Annotated in this window: 17 protein-coding genes; 10 read left to right on the top strand and 7 right to left on the bottom strand. The window is 46.1% G+C overall.

Features of this window, described 5'->3' with window-relative positions:
* Positions 1-13: 13 nt before the first annotated feature.
* The 9 genes from NQ518_RS04730 (at position 14) to folK (ending at position 8,847) form a co-directional block, all read left to right on the top strand.
* On the top strand, positions 14-922 hold the full coding sequence (locus NQ518_RS04730; RefSeq protein WP_309565794.1) for a zinc-binding metallopeptidase: 909 nt from the start codon (positions 14-16) through the stop codon (positions 920-922).
* 15 nt (positions 923-937) lie between these two features.
* Positions 938-2,272 carry a DUF4302 domain-containing protein gene (locus NQ518_RS04725; protein ID WP_227960697.1) on the top strand — a complete coding sequence of 445 codons (1,335 nt, stop codon included), beginning with the start codon at positions 938-940 and terminating at the stop codon, positions 2,270-2,272.
* A 12-nt stretch (positions 2,273-2,284) separates the two neighbouring features.
* Entirely contained in the window at positions 2,285-3,334 is a 1,050-nt protein-coding gene (locus NQ518_RS04720; protein ID WP_227960698.1) for a BACON domain-containing protein, read from the top strand.
* A gap of 958 nt (positions 3,335-4,292) precedes the next feature.
* Positions 4,293-5,174 (top strand): cell division protein FtsX, encoded by an 882-nt coding sequence (locus tag NQ518_RS04715; RefSeq protein WP_227960700.1) that lies wholly within the window; start codon positions 4,293-4,295, stop codon positions 5,172-5,174.
* A gap of 75 nt (positions 5,175-5,249) precedes the next feature.
* Complete coding sequence (locus NQ518_RS04710) at positions 5,250-5,489, top strand: DUF3098 domain-containing protein (protein ID WP_227960702.1); 240 nt, start codon at positions 5,250-5,252, stop codon at positions 5,487-5,489.
* Positions 5,490-6,341, top strand: coding sequence for an undecaprenyl-diphosphate phosphatase (locus NQ518_RS04705; protein WP_227960704.1), 852 nt, complete (start codon positions 5,490-5,492; stop codon positions 6,339-6,341).
* A 181-nt stretch (positions 6,342-6,522) separates the two neighbouring features.
* On the top strand, positions 6,523-7,233 hold the full coding sequence (truB, locus tag NQ518_RS04700) for a tRNA pseudouridine(55) synthase TruB (protein ID WP_227960706.1): 711 nt from the start codon (positions 6,523-6,525) through the stop codon (positions 7,231-7,233).
* A complete protein-coding gene (gene queA, locus NQ518_RS04695) occupies positions 7,234-8,400 on the top strand; it encodes a tRNA preQ1(34) S-adenosylmethionine ribosyltransferase-isomerase QueA (RefSeq protein WP_227205034.1) in 1,167 nt (388 codons plus the stop codon).
* Between the two features lie 21 nt (positions 8,401-8,421).
* On the top strand, positions 8,422-8,847 hold the full coding sequence (folK, locus tag NQ518_RS04690) for a 2-amino-4-hydroxy-6-hydroxymethyldihydropteridine diphosphokinase (protein ID WP_227205036.1): 426 nt from the start codon (positions 8,422-8,424) through the stop codon (positions 8,845-8,847).
* 69 nt (positions 8,848-8,916) lie between these two features.
* Here the strand turns inward: folK and rpsO are convergent, their stop codons facing one another.
* Positions 8,917-9,186, bottom strand: a complete 270-nt coding sequence (gene rpsO / locus NQ518_RS04685; RefSeq protein ID WP_004348548.1) for a 30S ribosomal protein S15 — start codon at positions 9,184-9,186, stop codon at positions 8,917-8,919.
* Positions 9,187-9,458: 272 nt separating this feature from the next.
* Between rpsO and typA the strand changes: the two genes are divergently transcribed.
* On the top strand, positions 9,459-11,261 hold the full coding sequence (gene typA / locus NQ518_RS04680; protein ID WP_227960708.1) for a translational GTPase TypA: 1,803 nt from the start codon (positions 9,459-9,461) through the stop codon (positions 11,259-11,261).
* A gap of 358 nt (positions 11,262-11,619) precedes the next feature.
* Here the strand turns inward: typA and NQ518_RS04675 are convergent, their stop codons facing one another.
* From NQ518_RS04675 to NQ518_RS04650, 6 genes are read right to left on the bottom strand one after another with little or no spacing between them, the layout of a single operon-like run.
* On the bottom strand, positions 11,620-13,476 hold the full coding sequence (locus tag NQ518_RS04675) for a serine hydrolase (RefSeq protein WP_227205040.1): 1,857 nt from the start codon (positions 13,474-13,476) through the stop codon (positions 11,620-11,622).
* 31 nt (positions 13,477-13,507) lie between these two features.
* On the bottom strand, positions 13,508-14,335 hold the full coding sequence (murQ, locus tag NQ518_RS04670) for an N-acetylmuramic acid 6-phosphate etherase (RefSeq protein ID WP_004348551.1): 828 nt from the start codon (positions 14,333-14,335) through the stop codon (positions 13,508-13,510).
* 17 nt (positions 14,336-14,352) lie between these two features.
* Positions 14,353-15,201, bottom strand: coding sequence for an ATPase (locus NQ518_RS04665; protein WP_227205042.1), 849 nt, complete (start codon positions 15,199-15,201; stop codon positions 14,353-14,355).
* Positions 15,202-15,215: 14 nt separating this feature from the next.
* Positions 15,216-16,427, bottom strand: a complete 1,212-nt coding sequence (locus NQ518_RS04660; RefSeq protein ID WP_227205044.1) for an acyltransferase family protein — start codon at positions 16,425-16,427, stop codon at positions 15,216-15,218.
* 14 nt (positions 16,428-16,441) lie between these two features.
* Complete coding sequence (locus tag NQ518_RS04655; RefSeq protein ID WP_227205071.1) at positions 16,442-17,656, bottom strand: exo-beta-N-acetylmuramidase NamZ family protein; 1,215 nt, start codon at positions 17,654-17,656, stop codon at positions 16,442-16,444.
* Between the two features lie 31 nt (positions 17,657-17,687).
* Entirely contained in the window at positions 17,688-19,025 is a 1,338-nt protein-coding gene (locus tag NQ518_RS04650) for an MFS transporter (protein WP_227960710.1), read from the bottom strand.
* Positions 19,026-19,107 lie beyond the last annotated feature (82 nt).

The following is a 19,107-nucleotide window of genomic DNA, read 5'->3' as shown; positions in this document are numbered from 1 at the left end:
CAAGAGTATCATTATGAATGTGAAGAAATTATCAATATACAGTCTGGCGTTGTTGTTAGGTGTGACCGCTTTCACGTCGTGTTCGGAAGATGAACTAAGCGACGAGAGCATCATCACCGTCGACGACGTTGACTACACGGAGTTTGACTATTGGCTGAAAGCTAATTTTATCAATACCTACAACATTGATTTGAAATATCGCTTTCAGGATATTGAGTCAGACCATGACTACTATCTGATTCCAGCCAACTATGAGCAGTCGGTGAAGTTGGCTCACGTCATCAAGTACGCCGTGCTTGAAGCCTTTGACGAGGCGGCCGGTATCAACTTCACGCGCAGTAACTTTCCCAAGCAAATTTATCTGGTTGGGAACTGGGAGTTCAAGAACAACGGCACGTTTGTACTAGGTACTGCCGAGGGAGGCAAGAAGGTTTTCCTGGCAGGTGTGAATCATTTAAACGAGAACCTTGGAAGTGTGTCTTCGCTGAATCATTATTATCTGAAGACCGTCTACCATGAGTTCACTCATATTCTTAACCAGACAAAAGATTATCCAGCCGACTACCAGCTGATCACCTCCACAGGTTATGTGGCAGGCGAGTGGAGTGATCCTCCGTACAATGGAAGTAATTATTGCCTGGAGCATGGCTTCATTTCTTCCTATGCGCAGCATTCTCATGGTGAGGACTTTGCCGAAATGGTTTCAATTTATGTTACCAATACCGCCGAGCAATGGGACGCATTGATGAAAAAGGCAGGCGAAGAAGGTTCTGGACTGATTGCTTCGAAACTCTCCATCGTGAAAGACTATATGGAAAAGGCATGGGGAATCGATATGGATGAGTTGCGAAAGATCGTACTCAGGCGCGAGGCTGAAGTTGTTGACGGAAAGGTCGACTTGTTGGATTTGACAGTAAAATAACGAGAGGAGACTATTATGAAAAAAAATAAATATTTCGCATATCTGCTGTTCTTGCTTCCCGCATTGTTGGCGGTAGTAGCCTGCAATCCGGAACAGGACGAATATTTTGATGTCCCATCATCCAAACGCGTCAACAATTTGTTGAATTCAACGCGACAAGCACTGATGAAATCGGAGCATGGATGGGTGTTTGAGGTTTATCCAGGGCTCAGGGACAAGGACCAGGAGAATGGTGGCTTTGTCTACACGGTAAAATTTGACAGCCTGCAGGCAACCATACGGGGCGAGATGAGTGGCAATCCGGCCGTTTCGGAAACATCCTATTATAAAATGACCAGTGAGGGTGGCCCCGGCATTATCTTTGACACAGGCAACAAATTGTTTCACATCTTGGCCGAAGGAACCAGTGACCGCTATCAGGCCTATGGAGGTGACATTGAGTACCTGATTGATAGCGTGGGCGTTGATGTTATCAAACTTCATGGCGCACGTTCGGGTAACACTTGCTACTTGCGCCGCCTCACCATGCCGGCCGAGGAATATGTCAAGGGCGTGATTGCCGTACAGTCCGATTTCATCTTTGGAACCTATGGTGGCAGCATTGGCGGTAAGAAAGTTGGGGTAGAGTTTGATTTGAATAATAACCAATTTTATGTCAATCCAGATACCACGAACAAAGCGTCTGAGGAAATGGAAGTAGCATTTGTATACACCAACAAGGGTATTCGCTTCTATCAGCCTATCACGGTGAACGGTGTCGAGCTCTCGGAGTTAGCGTTCGACTATGAGGCGGGTACACTGACGAGTGAGGGCGAGGGTGGAAAAGCCTTTACGCTGCAAGGGGTGCTTCCGGAAGGTTTCCGCAAGTTCAGTGAATATGAGGGCACCTACCAGTTGGTATACGACAAAACTAAAAAGCTGACAGTCAAACTCACGCCTAACAAGGAAAAGGGTTGCTACTACATGACCAATTTCTTTGCCAATTCACCCGAAACCCCTGTTGTACTTATTTACAACAAGGCCACTGGTACGCTATTCTGGAACTCACAACCTGTAGGCGAGGAAGGTGGAAACATCGTTTTCATGTGTGCATGGGCATTGGATGCTGGTGGAACCCTGACATGGAACACCGACGCCGGCATGAAGACATCATGGAATGGTGATGAGGCGCATCCTGTCTATACATGGGTGAACAACGGGTTGACTAATTATGTCATTGACTCGTTCATCATGTGGACATTGAAACCGTCAGGCGGAAGTGCTGGCAAATACAAAGGCTCCAAGTATCTTGTAGGGACAACGAGACTGAGTCATCAAATTGCGCATGTAACAAAAATGATTAAACAGTAAAGGAGAAAACGTATGAAAAGAATACATGGAATATTAGGAGTCTTCTTTCTTCTTATAGGCTTCGTGGCCTGTAGCAGGGACGAAGTGGACAACCCTTATGCAAAGGAATCTACTATTCGGGTAGACAGTTGCTCGGTGTTGTTCCAGGCAGCTCCGTCTACTGGGCATGTCAAGGTAGTGGCTCCTCATGGAATCACGAAAGTAGAGTCGGAGCACCCATGGTGTACGGCAACTGTCAGTGGCGATGTGGTGACCGTCAAGGTGGAGGAAAACGCTGGAGCCTTAGGTCGCTCATCGGTTCTGAAGATTTATTCGGGTGACGATTTTACAAAGGTAACCGTGCAGCAGACAGGCATCATCTTCGCCATGGAGGGAGGCAATGCCATGGCTTTCAATGATGCTAAACGCTCATTCAGCCTCGCACTGAAACATAATGTGGACGTTAAGCTCACCAGTATGGCAGATTGGATTACCTGTTCGTTGAAAGACGGAGAGGTGTCTATAGACCTCACGAAGAACGACACAGGACACATGCGGCAGGGCTACATCAAGTATCAAGCTGGTTCAACCATCGTAGACTCTATTAAAATCACGCAGTGTGATTTTGATAAGGATATTGTTGGTATGTATCATCTGGTGTTCTATAAGGATGCAAATAAGACACAAAAGGGTGCGGTCAACGTTAAAATTACAAAGGGATACATGAAGTTCCCGGGCTTGTTTACTGAGAAACTGAATGTGGATTTCGATTCAGAAACTGCGACATTATCAATACCTTCTTGCCAGTATCTTGGTGAAATGCAAAGTTTATACTTGTATACCTATTATGAGTCTGAGAAATATTGGACCGTAAGCAACAGCAAGGCTGTTTCTTTGGCTCCCTTCTCTTATTCAGAGAAAGAAGGAACTACGGCACCGCTGACCGCAATCATCAATGGTGAGGAAATGCAAGCAATGGTTATTGGCGCATTCAAGAAAAAAACAACTCCACCCAAGAGTGCAAACTTGGCGGGTAGTGCCCTTGATCTTTTCTATCCTTATCTGGTAAAAATCACTGAATAGCAAAGCACAGCAAACAGTTGATTACTGATGATAAAGTGAAGGATGACAATGCAGACAAGCAGTAATCCTTCATTAAAATGCACATCATTTATCTCTATCCTCTCTTTATTGCAAGTTTGGAGAAAAAGATAACTGATGTGCATTTCTTGTTTGTATCGATGAAGAACGTAACCAAGCAACCATTCGATGCCTCGCAAGTTGTTAATCAGCAACGTTCATGATTGGTGCAAAGTGATAAAACCATTGTAGACCTATCTGCTGGCATAAACATGGCTCTTTTATTAAAGAAAGGTTGTTTGTTGTCTAAAACCAATGTATTCACAACAAACTTGATGCAAAAACCAGCCATGAACCACAATGTGTGGAAGCACAACTGACCACGGCACTCACTTTTGTTAATAAATCTTTTATTTGTTAAATGCATTCTTTTTCTTTGACAAAATAAAATTGAGAAATAGCTCATATAAACCTTCAAATAATCAATTTGTGGCACATTCACACCGTACAAATCGCCAATTATCATGCTTTTGCCGCTCAATTGATATGCTTTTGCCTCTCAATCATCATGCTTTTGCCCTTCAACTTACATGCTTTTTCCTCTCAATTGGCATCTAATAGAAGGGATTTTAGCTCCAAACACATTACTTTTTGTTGGCGTTTTTAGTTCAAAAATCATTTAACAAGTTAGTAGTCAGTCTGTTAATAAATATTTCTCATAATTCGCATATTTGCAGAAATATGGCAGAGATGGCAGAAAAAACGCCTGCATTTGTGTTAAAATGACGTTGCGACAGAGAACATTTTACCGAAAAACGTTTCGTTTGACCTGAAAACTCAATGCTTCATTCTTCAATGAAAGCCCCGTGCAGAATTGACGTTAATTGTCGTTAAACCGTTGCTATATCGCTGTTTTTTTTGTTCCTTTGCAACAAATTTGGTGTATTATATCCGTATCGGAATGGGAAAAAAACGAAATAGAACCAGTAGTCATCGTGGACTACAGGCCATTACTCTTTGTATTAGCACAGCCTTGGTGCTTATTTTATTGGGATTGGTTGTGTTTTCAACGCTTACCGGCAGGAATCTTTCTTCGTATGTCAAGGAGAATTTGGTGGTGCAACTGATTTTGGAAAATGACATGACAAATCCTGAAGCTCAGAAGATTTGTGCCGACATCAAGAAGCGACCTTATATTAAACGCTTGGATTATATCAGTAAAGAACAGGCCCTTAAGGAGATTACGGCGGCCATGGGAAGCGACCCTTCCGAGTTTACCGATGGCGAGAATCCCTGCCCTGCCTCCATTGAGGTGACACTCAGGTCGAATTATGCCAATAATGATTCGTTGAAATGGATTACCGACGAATTGAAGAAATATCCCAAAGTCAATCAGATTAATTATCAAAAAGAGTTGATAGACAGCGTCAACCGCAACCTGGCTAAGACGGGTTTGGTGATGTTGGTGTTAGCCATTTTGCTCACCACCGTATCATTCTCCCTGATCAACAATACCGTTCGACTGGACATCTACGCACGGCGCTTCTCCATACACACCATGAAACTCGTGGGTGCCTCATGGAGCTTCATCCGCCGACCGTTTGTCAATCGTGCGATATGGATAGGTTTGATAGCCGGCTTGATAGCCAACACCGTGCTGGCTGCATGTATCTATGGCTTGTATGTCTCTGAACCTGACATCTTGAGCGTTGTCACATGGCGCGACATGGCCGTCACATCGGCTGTGGTGTTCTTGTTCGGCATCATCATTACGGCTATCTGCGCACATATTTCCGTGAACAAGTTCTTGCGGATGAAGGCTGGTGAATTATATAACATCTAAATAAGTAAACTCACAATCATATCGTCATGCACAGGATACAGGATACGCTGACGCATGGCAAAATCAATCAATAAGATGGATAGAAGAAACTTCGCATTCGACAAGGTCAACTTCATATTGTTGGCCGTCGGTATGATGATTGTCATCATTGGCTTCCTCCTAATGAGTGGAGGAGGCTCTACAGAAACGACATACAATCCGGACATCTTCAGCGTTCGCCGCATCAAGGTGGCTCCGGTGGTATGTTTCATCGGCTTTGTGTCAATGATTTATGCCATTGTTCGTAGACCCAAGGATCAGCATACTGAAGAATAAATGAGCATTATAGAGACCATCATTCTGGCAATCGTTGAGGGGTTGACAGAATTTTTGCCCGTGTCTTCGACGGGACACATGATTATCACGCGCGACTTGTTGGGCATGGAGGCCAACGATCCGTTTATCAATGCCTTCATTGTCATCATTCAGTTTGGTGCCATCCTGTCGGTTGTGACGCTCTACTGGAAGCGATTCTTCCGGCTCGACCACACGCCAGCACCGGCAGGAAGTACGCCAGTCAGAGCTTTCTTGCACAAATGGGACTTTTACTGGAAGCTGTTAGTGGCCTTCATACCAGCCGCTGTTATCGGATTACTGGCTAACCATTTGATTGAAAAGATGTTGGGAAGCGTTGTAGTGGTTGCGGTGATGTTGGTTATTGGTGGTGTTTTCATGTTGTTTTGCGACCGCCTGTTCAATCATGGAAGCGAGTCTACGCCGCTGACAGAGAAGAGAGCTTTGCGGGTAGGACTGTTCCAATGCATTGCAATGATACCGGGTGTCTCGCGATCGATGGCCACCATCGTGGGAGGAATGGCGCAAGGACTGACGCGTAAACGTGCAGCCGAGTTCTCGTTCTTTTTGGCTGTGCCCACCATGTTCGCAGCCACCTGTCTCGATGTGTTTAAGTTAATCAAGAATGGAGGTGTGGAAGCCTTGTCCGCGCATGTGCCCACTTTGCTGCTGGGCAGTGGCGTTGCCTTTGTCGTAGCGTTGCTGGCCATGAAATGGTTTGTGGCTTTCCTCACCAAGTATGGCTTCAAAGCCTTTGGCGTATATCGCATCATTGTCGGCGGTGCCATCTTGATTTGGTTGATGATGGGACATCAGTTGGCTATGGTTGATTAGCTGACAAGTTGACGAGTTGGCAAGTTGACGAGTTGATAGTTCATACATGATGAGTACATCACTCGTAAAAAACCATAAAACAACTCACAAACTCAAATACTTACAAACTCATCAACTCATCAACTCCCAAACTCATCAACTTAAAAACTCATTAACTCATAAACCCAAAAGCAATCACACCGTGAACTTTTATACAGGAGAAATATTTGCCATTGACAAGCCTTATGGCATGACCAGTTTTGGTGCTTTGGCCCATGTGCGGTATGTTATATCTCGCAAGTTGGGCGTCAAACGAATAAAAATAGGTCATGCCGGCACGTTGGATCCATTAGCCACGGGGGTGTTGGTGTTGTGTACGGGGAAAGCAACCAAGCAAATTGAGCAGTTGCAGGCACACGATAAGGAATATACCTGCACGCTCCAGTTGGGGGCAACCACTGCGAGTTATGATAAAGAACACGAGGTTAACCAGACATTCCCAACCGAACACATCACACGTGAGCGCATCGATGAGGCACTGAAACAGTTCGTTGGCGACATTCAACAAACCCCACCAACCTTCAGTGCGTGCAAGGTAGACGGCGAACGCTCATACAACTTGCGTCGCGCAGGCGAGGAAGTGGTGCTCAAACCGAAAAACGTTAGAATTGACGAGATAGAGGTGATGGATTTTGATTCAACGACCATGCTGCTCCAGTTGCGTGTCGTTTGTGGTAAAGGAACGTATATCAGAGCCCTGGCTCGTGACCTGGGACGCGCTTTGGACAGTGGGGCATACCTCACAGCACTGCGCCGGACCCGAGTGGGGGCTATCAAAGTAGAAAACAGTATTAACTTCGATCACTTTAAAGAGTGGTTGGATCAACAAGAAATAGACGAAAAACACCAATAAATGAAACTATCACAATTCAAATTCAATTTACCGGAAGAGCTTGTTGCTCTGTATCCTCATAGTGTTTACCATGAGATAGTTGATGACAAAGGAGAAAAGCATATCTCCCGAATGACGCGTCGTGACGAATCTCGATTGATGGTCTTGCATCGTAAGTCGCAGACCATTGACATGTTCCAGAAGAACAAAAAGGGCAAACCTGTAGAGGGGCAGTACTTGGAGTTCCGTCATGTACTCGACTATTTTGATGAAGGTGACACGTTCATCTTCAATGATACAAAGGTATTTCCTGCCCGCTTGTATGGAACAAAAGAAAAGACGGATGCCAAGATAGAGGTCTTTCTCTTACGCGAGCTCAATCGTGAAATGCGCCTGTGGGACGTGTTGGTGGAGCCTGCGCGTAAGATACGCATTGGTAACAAGTTGTTCTTTGATGAAAGCGGAACCATGGTTGCTGAGGTAATCGATAACACCACGAGTCGTGGACGAACGCTTCGTTTTCTTTACGACTGTCCTCATGAGGAGTTCAAGCAAGAACTTTTTGCGCTCGGTGAGGCACCATTGCCTCGTTATATCCTCAACCAGCGTGAGGTTCCGCATGCCGATGCGCACGACATGGAAGATTTCCAAACCATCTTCGCCAAGAATGAAGGAGCCGTAACTGCCGCCGCTACTGGTCTGCATGTTAGTCGAGAGATGATGAAACGGATGGAGATCAAGGGCATTCATTTTGCTTATATCACCCTGCATTGTGGCCTCAGTGCGTTCAATAACATTGAGGTGGAAGACCTGACGAAGCATAAGATGGACTCTGAGCCGATGAAGATAGATGCCCAGGCCTGCAAGATTGTCAACAAAGCAAAGCAAGAAGGGCATCGTGTTTGTGCCGTTGGAACGAGCGTTGTCAAGGCAACTGAAACGGCTGTCGGTACAGATGGCTTGCTGAAAGAGTACGATGGTTGGACCAGTAAGTTCATCTTCCCACCGTACGACTTTGGTCTGGCAGATACGATGATTGCCAATTTCTATCACAGTATGTCGCCTTTGCTCATGGAAACAGCTGCGTTTGGTGGCTACGAGCTGGTGATGGAAGCCTACAACCTGGCCGTGAAGCATGGTTATAAGTTTGGGTGTTACGGCGATTCACTCTTGATTTTGGACGATTAATCGCTGTCATAGACACGCAAAATGACTAAAGAGCATATCGTTTATCTCGCACTTGGTGCCAATTTGGGTGATAGGCGGCGAGCCATTCGCCAAGCTATTGTAAGAATAGCAGAACAGATTGGTCCCGTAGAACGCCAGTCTTCGCTCTACGAAACACAGCCATGGGGATTCTCATCGCCCCATGCTTTCATCAATGCTTGCATCTGTTGTCGCACCACCATGAGTCCGCTTCAGGTGTTAAGAGCTACCCAGAAAATCGAAAAAGAGATGGGGCGAGTGGAGAAGACGCACGATGAAGTTTACCAAGATCGCTGCATTGACATCGACATCTTGTTGTTTGACCATCTCAACATCCAAACTCCCGAACTGACAATTCCACATCCATTGATGCATGAGCGCGAGTTTGTGATGGTTCCTTTGCGTGAGATACTCAAAGAAGGAGAATAAAAAAAAGTAGGAGAAAACAAAAGTTGTTTCCTCCTACTTCATTCCTTAAGCTAAATAGCACGTTACGTTTTATCGACGCAAGCCAAGAGCCTTGATGATAGCACGATAACGCTCAATGTCATTATCATACAGATAATCGAGCAAAGAACGACGCTTACCTACCAATTTGGTCAATGAACGTGCAGTGTTATGATCTTTACGGTGCTTCTTAAGGTGCTCCGTCAAGTGGGAAATACGGTATGAGAACAATGCTATCTGGCTCTCAGCTGAACCAGTATCAGAGTTAGACTTTCCGTACTGTCCAAAGATCTCTTCTTTTTTTGCTTTGTCTAAATACATAGAACTTTGTTATTAAAAAATAAAAATGTTGTGCAATAATGCGGTTGCAAAGGTAATGCTTTTAATGTACATTTCATCATCGCTCTTTCATATTTTGTCAGCTTTGAGTCGTTTTTTAACATTTAATAAGTTCTTTTTTCTCGTTTTCTGTCCATGGATGTCTATTAAGGTAGAAAAAATATAGTTGATAGTTTATAATTACGAATGGTGCATTGCGAATTATAAATTAAAAGCGTTACCTTTGCAGTCGTAAAAGTTTAAGGTAACAGAAAATGCAAGACATTAGAAATATTGCCATCATCGCACACGTTGACCACGGAAAAACCACGTTGGTAGACAAGATGATGCTGGCAGGAAAATTGTTCCGTGACGGACAGGATAACAGTGGACAGGTATTGGATGCTAATGATTTGGAGCGCGAACGTGGCATCACCATTCTTTCTAAAAACGTTTCTATCAATTGGAAAGGTGCTAAAATCAACATTATAGACACTCCCGGTCACTCCGATTTTGGCGGTGAGGTAGAGCGCGTGCTCAATATGGCGGATGGTTGTATCTTGCTCGTTGACGCTTTTGAAGGCCCCATGCCGCAAACACGTTTCGTGTTGCAAAAAGCCTTAGAGATAGGCTTGAAACCCATCGTTGTTGTGAACAAGGTGGACAAACCCAACTGCAGGCCTGAAGAAGTGTACGAAATGGTGTTCGATTTGATGTTCTCATTGAACGCCACTGAAGACCAGTTGGACTTCCCTGTCGTATATGGTTCGGCCAAAAACGGATGGATGTCAGAGGATTGGAAGAAACCAACGGACAATATAGAATATTTGCTTGACAAGATTGTAGAGGTGATACCTGCGCCCAAGCAGTTGGAGGGTACCCCGCAAATGCTGATTACCAGTCTCGACTACTCAAATTACACAGGACGTATTGCTGTAGGAAGGGTGCATCGAGGCGTTCTTGCCAGTGGCATGAATGTCACCATTAGCCACCGCGATGGCAGTCAGGAAAAGACCAAGATTAAAGAACTTCATACCTTTGAAGGCATGGGTCACGCCAAGACCGACCAAGTGGGTAGCGGTGATATCTGTGCCGTTATCGGGCTGGATCGATTCGAAATAGGCGACACTATCTGTGACTTTGAGAATCCAGAGCCATTACCTCCCATCGCCATTGACGAGCCTACGATGAGCATGCTGTTCACCATTAACGACTCACCATTCTTTGGTAAGGAGGGCAAGTATGTCACTTCGCGCCACATCAACGACCGTTTGGAAAAAGAGTTGGAGAAAAATCTGGCTCTCCGTGTGCGTCCTTTCGAGGATGCAACCGATAAGTGGATTGTCAGTGGACGTGGCGTTCTCCACCTCAGCGTGTTGGTTGAAACCATGCGACGCGAGGGATATGAGTTGCAGGTGGGGCAGCCACAGGTGATATTCAAAGAGATAAACGGCGAAAAATACGAGCCTATCGAGGAACTCACCATCAATGTTCCCGAAGAGTTTTCCAGCAAAATGATTGACATGGTGACACGTCGAAAGGGCGAAATGACCTCCATGGAGAGCCAAGGCGACCGTACAAACATCGAGTTTGATATCCCTTCGCGCGGTATCATGGGACTTCGTACCAATGTGCTGACAGCCTCTCAAGGTGAAGCCATCATGGCGCATCGTTTCAAAGAGTATCAACCTTTCAAGGGAGAAATCACAAGACGAGTGAATGGCAGCATGATTGCCATGGAGACGGGTACGGCATTCGCTTATTCCATCGATAAACTTCAGGATCGTGGTAAGTTCTTCATCGATCCGGGAGAGGAAGTTTATGCAGGTGAAGTGGTAGGCGAACATGTTCACGACAACGACTTGGTAATCAATGTAACCAAGGCCAAGCAGCTTACCAACGTGCGCGCCAGTGGTTCAGACGATAAGGCGCGAGTGATTCCAAAGGTGGTGATGAGTCTGGAAGAGTGCTTGGAGTACATCAAAGCCGACGAACTGTTGGAGGTTACTCCTAAGAGCATGCGCATGCGAAAGATAACGCTCGACCATACTGAACGCAAGCGCTTGAACAAAGAGTGATAGTTCATGTAGCCTAATATACAAAGAAATCCTTGTCCCATGGGGCAAGGATTTTTTGTTCACACCCGGCAGTCCGACGCGTTATCAGGCTATGGTGTTTCTTATCTGCATCGATAGTTTTTCACCAAGTTCTATTCGTATGGTATCCAACCTATTAGAGGAGGCTTTTCAAAGTCATTGCTTTTGGGTGCCAAACTCAATCACTTTGGATGGCAAACTCAATGCTTTTGGATGCTAAACTCATTGCTTTTGCCATCCCATCTTCATGCTTATTGAAAAGAATGTCGCATTATCGCTGTCCGCTCCAATGAGAGGAGGTAAATTAACATCTATCTTCCTCGCAGTTTTAACGTGGGTTCTATAAATATTTTTTCAACACGTTAATCCACACTTCATATCCCTTTTCTGTTAGATGCAAGCCATCGTAGGTCAATTCTTGGCGCATGATATGTGTGCCTGGCTCAGTAAATAGAGGGAAGAGATTGATGTAAGTAACGTGGTTTTGCTTTGCCCATGCCTGCAACCTCGTGTTGATTTCGGGTATTTGTTCGGTCTTACCCACCAGTCGTTTCCATCTGCCTGTTGATTCGCGGATAGGAAGCATACTCTGTAGGTAGAGCTTGGTTTGTGGCGATTCGCGTCGGATGCGTTCCGTCAGTCGTATAATCATGTCGGCAATGCTGTCGGTGCTGAGGTCGTGGCTCACGTCGTTTACCCCAACCATCAAGAATATCTTGGCAGGATGTGCGGGCAAGATGGTGTGCAGTCGGTCGTAAATGCCTGTGGCTACATCGCCACTGATGCCGCGGTTGATGACCTTTTTGTTACCCAACTTGGCTGCCCAATCTTTGCCACCCTCCGTGATGCTGTTTCCCAACATCACGATGTTGTTTTTCTGTATGGCAGGTTCGTTTTCGAATTGCAGCATGCGTTGGTAGTAATGCTCATGGTACAAAGGTTCCTCATTGGTGATGCTGGCTGCAACGGCGTTGGCCACCAAGGCACGCAAACGTACGGTGTTGCCCTTGTCATGCGGATGTACGCAGTTGGTAAGCAGGATGATGGAGAGGTCGTTCACGGGGTCTATCACGATAGAAGTACCCGTATATCCCGTATGTCCGTAGGTCTCGTTGCTCAACAGATCTCCTTTATTCGAGGCGTATGGCGACGACACGTCCCATCCTAAGCTGCGTCCAAAGTCTTTCAGGCTTGATGGAATGTTGCGCATGGCATGGATGGTGTTGGGTGACAGGATGCGTTTGCCGTTCCACGAACCGCCGTTTTGCAGCATGGCACAAAGCACAGCCAAGTCGGATGCTGTAGAAAACAAGCCCGCATTGCCTGATATGCCCGCGTTCATGACGCGTGCCAAGGGGTCGTGAACCTGCCCTTTGAGCACTTGTCCGTTGGTTTGTTGCTCGGTAGGAGCGAGGGGATAAGCGGCAGAGTCGTTTCTTTTGCCCCATCGTGGCTCATCGGTGTTCGTCCAATTTCCCTTTTTATCTTGTGCGCAGGGTATGAAGTCAGTGTGGCTCATACCTAAAGGAATGAAGATGTTTTCGGCACAAAAAGTTCTTAACGATTGATGGGTAATGTGTTCAATAATGCGTTGCAAGGTGATATAGTTAAGACAACTATACCGCATGTCCGTACCTGGTTTGTATTGTCGCTGGCATTGATCGATGTAACGTGCCAACACTTGTTGCTTGTCAGCGTCGCGCTCGCTACTCAATTGTTTGACGGGAGCATAGGCAGGCAGGCCTGATGTATGTGTCAGCAGGTTGCTGATGCGTATGGTCGTGGTGTCATTTTGTTTGCTGTTCCAACTTTGAAAGTGGGGCAGATACATCTTGACAGCATCTGCAGTGCGCAACATTCCCCGCTCAATGAGGAGCATGCTAGCTATCGTTGTAGCCACAGGTTTGGTACACGACGCCAAGTCAAAAACCGTGTTCGTGGTCATGGGTTCCACCGTCGGAATGAGCTGACGGTTGCCGTATGCTTTGAGATAGGCCATCTTGCCATGTCTGACCACCGCTAACACTGCTCCGGGAATTTGCTTCTCACGGATGGCTTGATTGATAACGTTGTCAGCATTTTGCAGTCGCAGCCTGTTCATGCCTACTTGTTCGGGGTAGACTACCGGGATATCGTTGGCCCTGATGGAGGAAAGCATTCCCACCATCAAGAGCAACAGAAAGCTCATATGTTTCATCGTTGATATGTTTTTAAGTTAAGGGTGGTCATCATTCGTCTTTCGTGGGTAGTTTGGTTTCTTGCAACACCTTTTCTACTGAGCCGTGAAGTAGCAGCAGACTTTTGGCTTTGCCATAGTCTAACCCCAACAAGTCGACCAGCATGCGCGTGCCACGATCTACGAGTTTTTGGTTGGTCAGCTGCATGTTGACCATCTTGTTGCCCTTCACCCGTCCTAATTGTATCATGACAGCGGTGCTAATCATGTTGAGAATCATCTTTTGTCCCGTACCCGATTTCATGCGCGAGCTACCGGTGACATACTCCGGTCCTACAATCATTTCGATGGCTATGTCCGACTCTGCGGCCATTGGCGAATCAGGATTGCTGGTGATGCAGGCTGTCAGAATACCATGTTCGCGTGCATCGCGCAGTGCGCCCACAACGTATGGCGTCGTACCCGATGCGGCAATGCCAATCACGGTATCATTGCTGTTGATGTTATGCTCTGCCAGTTCGTTCCAACCATGTTCCTCATCGTCCTCTGCCGCTTCTACCGCATTGCGCAAAGCCGTGTCGCCACCAGCAATCAGTCCGATGACTAATGTTTTTGAAACGCCGAAGGTAGGCGGCAGTTCAGAAGCATCCAACACGCCTAAACGGCCACTGGTTCCGGCTCCCATGTAGAAAATTCGTCCGCCTTGTTTCATCCTTGGCACAATCAGCTTGACCAATTTGGCTATTTGTGGAATGGTTTTTTGTACGGCCAACGCCACCTTTTGATCTTCGGTGTTGATGTCTTGTAAAAGTTCTTCTACCGACTTATGTTCCAAGTCGTTGTACAACGAAGCTTCTTCGGTTATCTTCTTAAAGCTCATGACTTATCCTCCTGTATTTATAATGTGTGGTATTTGAGCAGTCCCTCCATGGGGGCCTTGCTGATGGTTCCTATCTTTACGCCCAATGCCTGTGCGGCTTCGGTGAGTTCCGATTGATAGACAAGGGCGATGGTGCCAATGCAATTCATGGGATACTGTTGGTAATCGTATTGCATGACGTTGCGACGGATAAAATCAGAGAAAGCGTTTACCAGCAGCGCGTGCACGGCTTTGTGTGTTTTATGCTGCTCCAAGAATACGTTTAGACTGGCTAAATAACGACTTGGAAATGGTTTGCGGTAAACATTTTCAATAATGTCGGCCATGTTGGTGTTGAACTGTGCGAAAAATTCTTCTTTAAGTTGATCATCCAACTGGTTTTTTAAGAGGTCGCTCACCAACCGCTTACCCAAGTTGGCGCCACTCCCTTCATCGCCAAGAATAAAGCCCAGCGCAGGCACTTGCCATGCTATTTGCTTGCCATCGTAGAAACATGAGTTCGACCCTGTGCCCAAGATGCAGGCAATACCAGGCTCTTTTCCGCACAAAGCGCGTGCCGCAGCCAAGAGATCTGAGTTTACTTCAACCTTTTCGTCTACCGTGAGCACCTGTCGCAGGGCATTTTCAACCACTGAAACCTTTTCGGGTATGCAGCCAGCTCCATAAAAGAAGATGTTGGAAAAATGTTTGGTGGGCAGGTGAGGCAGAAGGTTTTCTGTGATTTCAGCTACCATTTCGTCGGTCGATTGAAAGACAGGATTCATCCCTTTTGTGGTGATGACCTTTCCCAATTGATTGTCTTCAATGACCGCCCAATCTGTTTTTGTCGAGCCACTGTCGGCTATCAAATATATGTTTTGTTTCATGTCGTGCAGTAATTTTATAATTTAATGAATATACGTTTCTTATAGAGAATGTAGCCAAGACTCCAAAGTATCGTGATGATGAGCAGAGCATGGGCCAGCGATCCAAAGGTTTGTCCTAACAACGGTGAAAAAACATCACGGTAAAGAAAACCTGTGATTGAGGTTGGCTCATCGCCAAATGGGAACTGGAACGAACCAAACAAGATGGCAATCACACCACTCATGACATATAAGAAAAGTGGATTCATGCCAAATACTTCAAAAAAGCGGCACCAACGCTTATATCCTTTCACGTCGATGAGCCATATTAACAGGGCTAAAAGCGTTGAGGCCAATCCACAACTTGTCAGTACAAAGGTGGGCGACCATATCTTTTTGTTGAGCGGACAACCATAGGCAAGCAACAAACCACTGAAGGTCAGGATGGTTCCTGCAATGAACAGGGGAACGATGTTGTGTAAAATAAGACCTGTCTTGGGGTCGCTCGTGGTGGTGGCAGTAACAGTTTTTTGTTTGCTGAAAGCCAGTTTTCCAATCAAAAAGCCAATGAGGGTGTGGGCAATGGCTGGAAATGTACTTAACAATCCTTCGGGATCAATGCCGTTGTCGTGGTACATGTGCGCATCGGTAAGAACGGCTCGGTCGACAATGGACAGGATATTTGTTTCATCGTACGCGAAACCGTTGCCGCAAAACAATAAGATGGTGTAGCCTATCAACAAGGTGACGACGATGCCGAGCAAGTAACGATGACGCACGGTGATGGCCAACAGGGCGGTGATGCCGTAACAAATGGCTAACCGTGCCAACACGCCTGACAACCGAATGGTGTCGAACGACCATATAGTATGCCATATTTGCTGACCTAAAGTAGCATCTTCTAATGGGAAAGCCCAGCGATGGCAGAATCTTGAAAACCAACCAACGAATATGCCTACGAGGTAGAGTAGCAGCGTGCGGCGTATGATTTTGTAAACCGTTTGGCGGTTACAGGCAAACTGATACTTCTGCATGGAAATGAAAATACACATTCCCATGACAAACATGAAGAAAGGAAACACCAAGTCTGTGGGTGTCATTCCGTTCCATTCAGCATGCTCGAGGGGGGCGAAAATGTGTGCCCAGCTGCCTGGATTGTTCACGAGTATCATGCCAGCGATGGTGATGCCTCGTAGGATGTCGATGGCTAAGATGCGTTTACTCTGTGGCTTTTGTGTAACATTCATAGCGCAATATGATTTTAACGATATAGATAATATTTCTTTGACAGTTGCTTAAAGGTCTTCACGTCCTTGTTCCAATAAGGTGCAATATCCTCCCAGCGGTTGCGTTTCATGAAGCGTTCGCGTATTTGTTTAGAGCCACAAACTTTGTCGAACATGGAGAAACGGGCCTGATTGGCATGCTCCATGACCGAGTGTTCGGGATATAAACGAGCTATTTCTTGCATAAATACAAATTGAATGGGGGTGAGTTGAACTGTCTTATAGTTCGTGATATGTATCTGAACGCCTTGCAGTTGCTCACCTTTCCCTACGCTATAAAACGGACTAAGATGAATGGGACGGAAGGTAACACCAGGTAATCTATGGGCATTCATGGCCTTGGCAAGTTCTTCGGCCTTAATCCAAGGTGCGGCAAACAGTTGGAAGGGTAGGGTATATCCAACGCCAATAGAGAGATAACCAAACTCACCAACAATGCCGGTTGTTGGATAATACCATGCGGTAATGGCTTGTGGAATGTGTGGAGACGATGCGATCCACGGCAAGTTGGTGTCTTCGTAGGTCATTTTTCGTTTCCAACGTTTCATCTTAATGACCGTTAGTTTGCATTGAACGCCATGCTTCAACATACGCTCGCCATTAAGCATCTGCGCCAATTCGCCACAAGTAAGTCCGTAGATATAGGGAATGCGGAACTGACTGACAAACGACATGCAATCATCTTCCACCACATTGCCTTCAATGTGCAGACCGCCAAGAGGGTTTGGGCGGTCGAGAACAATGAATTCGATGCCGTTTTCGGCGGCCGCCTCCATGGCCAAACCCATCGAACTGATAAAGGTAAACGAGCGTGCCCCAATGTCTTGGATGTCGTACACTAACGCATCGATGCCACGAAGCATCTCTTTGGTGGGCTTTCGTGTCTTGCCATAGAGGGAGAAGATGGGCAAACCTGTTTTCTCATCTTTTTGGTCTTGCACCTTGGCACCTGCATAGATGTCGCCTCGCACGCCATGTTCTGGTCCATAGAGCGCCACCAGTTTGACACCAGGTGCATCGTGCAAGATGTCGATGGTCGACTTCAAATAGCGGTTAACACCCGTTGGATTGGTGATAAGACCAATGCGCTTGCCTTGCAATTGTTTGAAATTTTGACGTTCTAACACGTCAATACCAGTTAATACTTGTTTGTTTCTTGCCGGTAAAACGGTGGCAATGAAACAAAGCATGAAGGCAAGTAAAAATAGTTTTTTGAATGGATTATTTAACATTTTCAGCATCTTTTCGTCCATAATGAGGGTCAACTTTAATAATTAATGTAACCATGACGGTTGCCAAGCAGCAGGCAATGACCAACCAGAAGAAGTGTTCGTAGCCCAACCACTCTTGCAGATAACCGGCAAACATGCCTGGAATCATCATGCTCAGTGCCATGAATGCCGTGCAAATGGCATAGTGGGCGGTCTTAAATTCGCCTTCAGAGAAATACATCATGTACAACATGTAGGCAGTGAACCCAAATCCATAGCCAAACTGTTCGACGGCCACGCAAGCACTGATGATAATGATGTTGTGAGGAAGGAACATACTAAGGTACACAAAGGTAAAGCAGGGAAGCGTCATGCAGGCAGCCATTGGCCACAACGACTTCTTGAGTCCCCAGTTGGAAGCCGCAATACCACCGATGATGCCACCAATGGTCAGTGCAATAACCCCAATGGTTCCATAGACCAATCCCACCTCTTGGGTGCTCATGGCCAATCCTCCGTCAGCACTGTTATCTACTAAAAAGGGCACAGCCATCTTGAGTAAGAATGCTTCGGGCAAGCGATACAGCAACATGAAAGCAATGGCTATCCACAGTCCGGGCTTCTTGAAATAGGTTGAGAAGGTACGTCCAAACTCTGAAACGACGTCTTTAGCATGCACACCAGTAGCACCTACTTTTCCTTTGTCCTGTTGGGGATAAGGGATAAAGAACGTGTGATAAGTGGTAATGATGGTGAACAAAACGCCTGTTATGCCCAAAGTAATCATCCACGACAACGGAATGTTGCCCGTGTGCAGCTCTAAATATCCAGCAACGAACACCAAAACGCCTTGTCCGAAGATAGAGGCAAAGCGATAGAATGTACTCCTGATGCCGACGAAGAACGATTGCTGCGAAGGATTGAGAGCCAACATATAGAATCCGTCAGCAGCGATATCGTGGGTAGCAGATGCAAAGGCGGTGATGATAAACAGCACTAACGTAAGCGTAAACATGCTCACGGGTGTATTGCCCGAAGCGATGATGTCGGGTGAAGGATGTGGAAGGGTAAACGTCAGCAAAATGAAAGCCAAACTCATGAGGGCTTGCATCATCACAATCCACCAACGTTTGGTGCGCAGAATGTCGACAAACGGACTCCACAGGGGTTTGATGACCCACGGCAGATACAACAAACTGGTAAACATGGCCATGTCACCATTGGGTACACCCATCTTGGTAAACATAATGACCGATATGTTGTTAACGATAAAATAGGGGATGCCCTCGGCAAAATAGAGCGTGGGTATCCATGCCCAAGGACTGATGTTAGATGTTATATGTTTCATTCTTTATTCTCTGTTTTAATGCAGCTTCTATGTACGGAGTAAAACATTGGGTTTACAATCTCATTGAGTTTGTGCCTTAATC

Source organism: Hoylesella buccalis ATCC 35310, assembly GCF_025151385.1.
Taxonomy (GTDB): Bacteria; Bacteroidota; Bacteroidia; order Bacteroidales; family Bacteroidaceae; genus Prevotella; species Prevotella buccalis.
The sequence above is the reverse complement of the archived record's forward strand: the minus strand, read 5'-3'. Positions and strand labels throughout refer to the sequence as shown.

Excerpts from the sequence above, each read along its gene's own strand:
- NQ518_RS04655 (WP_227205071.1), bottom strand. The coding sequence starts at position 17,656 with ATGCTTTGTTTCATTGCCACCGTTTTACCGGCAAGAAACAAACAAGTA.
- NQ518_RS04730 (WP_309565794.1), top strand. The coding sequence starts at position 14 with ATGAATGTGAAGAAATTATCAATATACAGTCTGGCGTTGTTGTTAGGT.
- NQ518_RS04725 (WP_227960697.1), top strand. The coding sequence starts at position 938 with ATGAAAAAAAATAAATATTTCGCATATCTGCTGTTCTTGCTTCCCGCA.
- folK (WP_227205036.1), top strand. The coding sequence starts at position 8,422 with ATGACTAAAGAGCATATCGTTTATCTCGCACTTGGTGCCAATTTGGGT.
- NQ518_RS04665 (WP_227205042.1), bottom strand. The coding sequence starts at position 15,201 with ATGAAACAAAACATATATTTGATAGCCGACAGTGGCTCGACAAAAACA.
- NQ518_RS04650 (WP_227960710.1), bottom strand. The coding sequence starts at position 19,025 with ATGAAACATATAACATCTAACATCAGTCCTTGGGCATGGATACCCACG.
- NQ518_RS04660 (WP_227205044.1), bottom strand. The coding sequence starts at position 16,427 with ATGAATGTTACACAAAAGCCACAGAGTAAACGCATCTTAGCCATCGAC.
- queA (WP_227205034.1), top strand. The coding sequence starts at position 7,234 with ATGAAACTATCACAATTCAAATTCAATTTACCGGAAGAGCTTGTTGCT.
- NQ518_RS04715 (WP_227960700.1), top strand. The coding sequence starts at position 4,293 with ATGGGAAAAAAACGAAATAGAACCAGTAGTCATCGTGGACTACAGGCC.
- NQ518_RS04675 (WP_227205040.1), bottom strand. The coding sequence starts at position 13,476 with ATGAAACATATGAGCTTTCTGTTGCTCTTGATGGTGGGAATGCTTTCC.
- NQ518_RS04705 (WP_227960704.1), top strand. The coding sequence starts at position 5,490 with ATGAGCATTATAGAGACCATCATTCTGGCAATCGTTGAGGGGTTGACA.
- NQ518_RS04710 (WP_227960702.1), top strand. The coding sequence starts at position 5,250 with ATGGATAGAAGAAACTTCGCATTCGACAAGGTCAACTTCATATTGTTG.
- NQ518_RS04720 (WP_227960698.1), top strand. The coding sequence starts at position 2,285 with ATGAAAAGAATACATGGAATATTAGGAGTCTTCTTTCTTCTTATAGGC.
- murQ (WP_004348551.1), bottom strand. The coding sequence starts at position 14,335 with ATGAGCTTTAAGAAGATAACCGAAGAAGCTTCGTTGTACAACGACTTG.
- rpsO (WP_004348548.1), bottom strand. The coding sequence starts at position 9,186 with ATGTATTTAGACAAAGCAAAAAAAGAAGAGATCTTTGGACAGTACGGA.
- typA (WP_227960708.1), top strand. The coding sequence starts at position 9,459 with ATGCAAGACATTAGAAATATTGCCATCATCGCACACGTTGACCACGGA.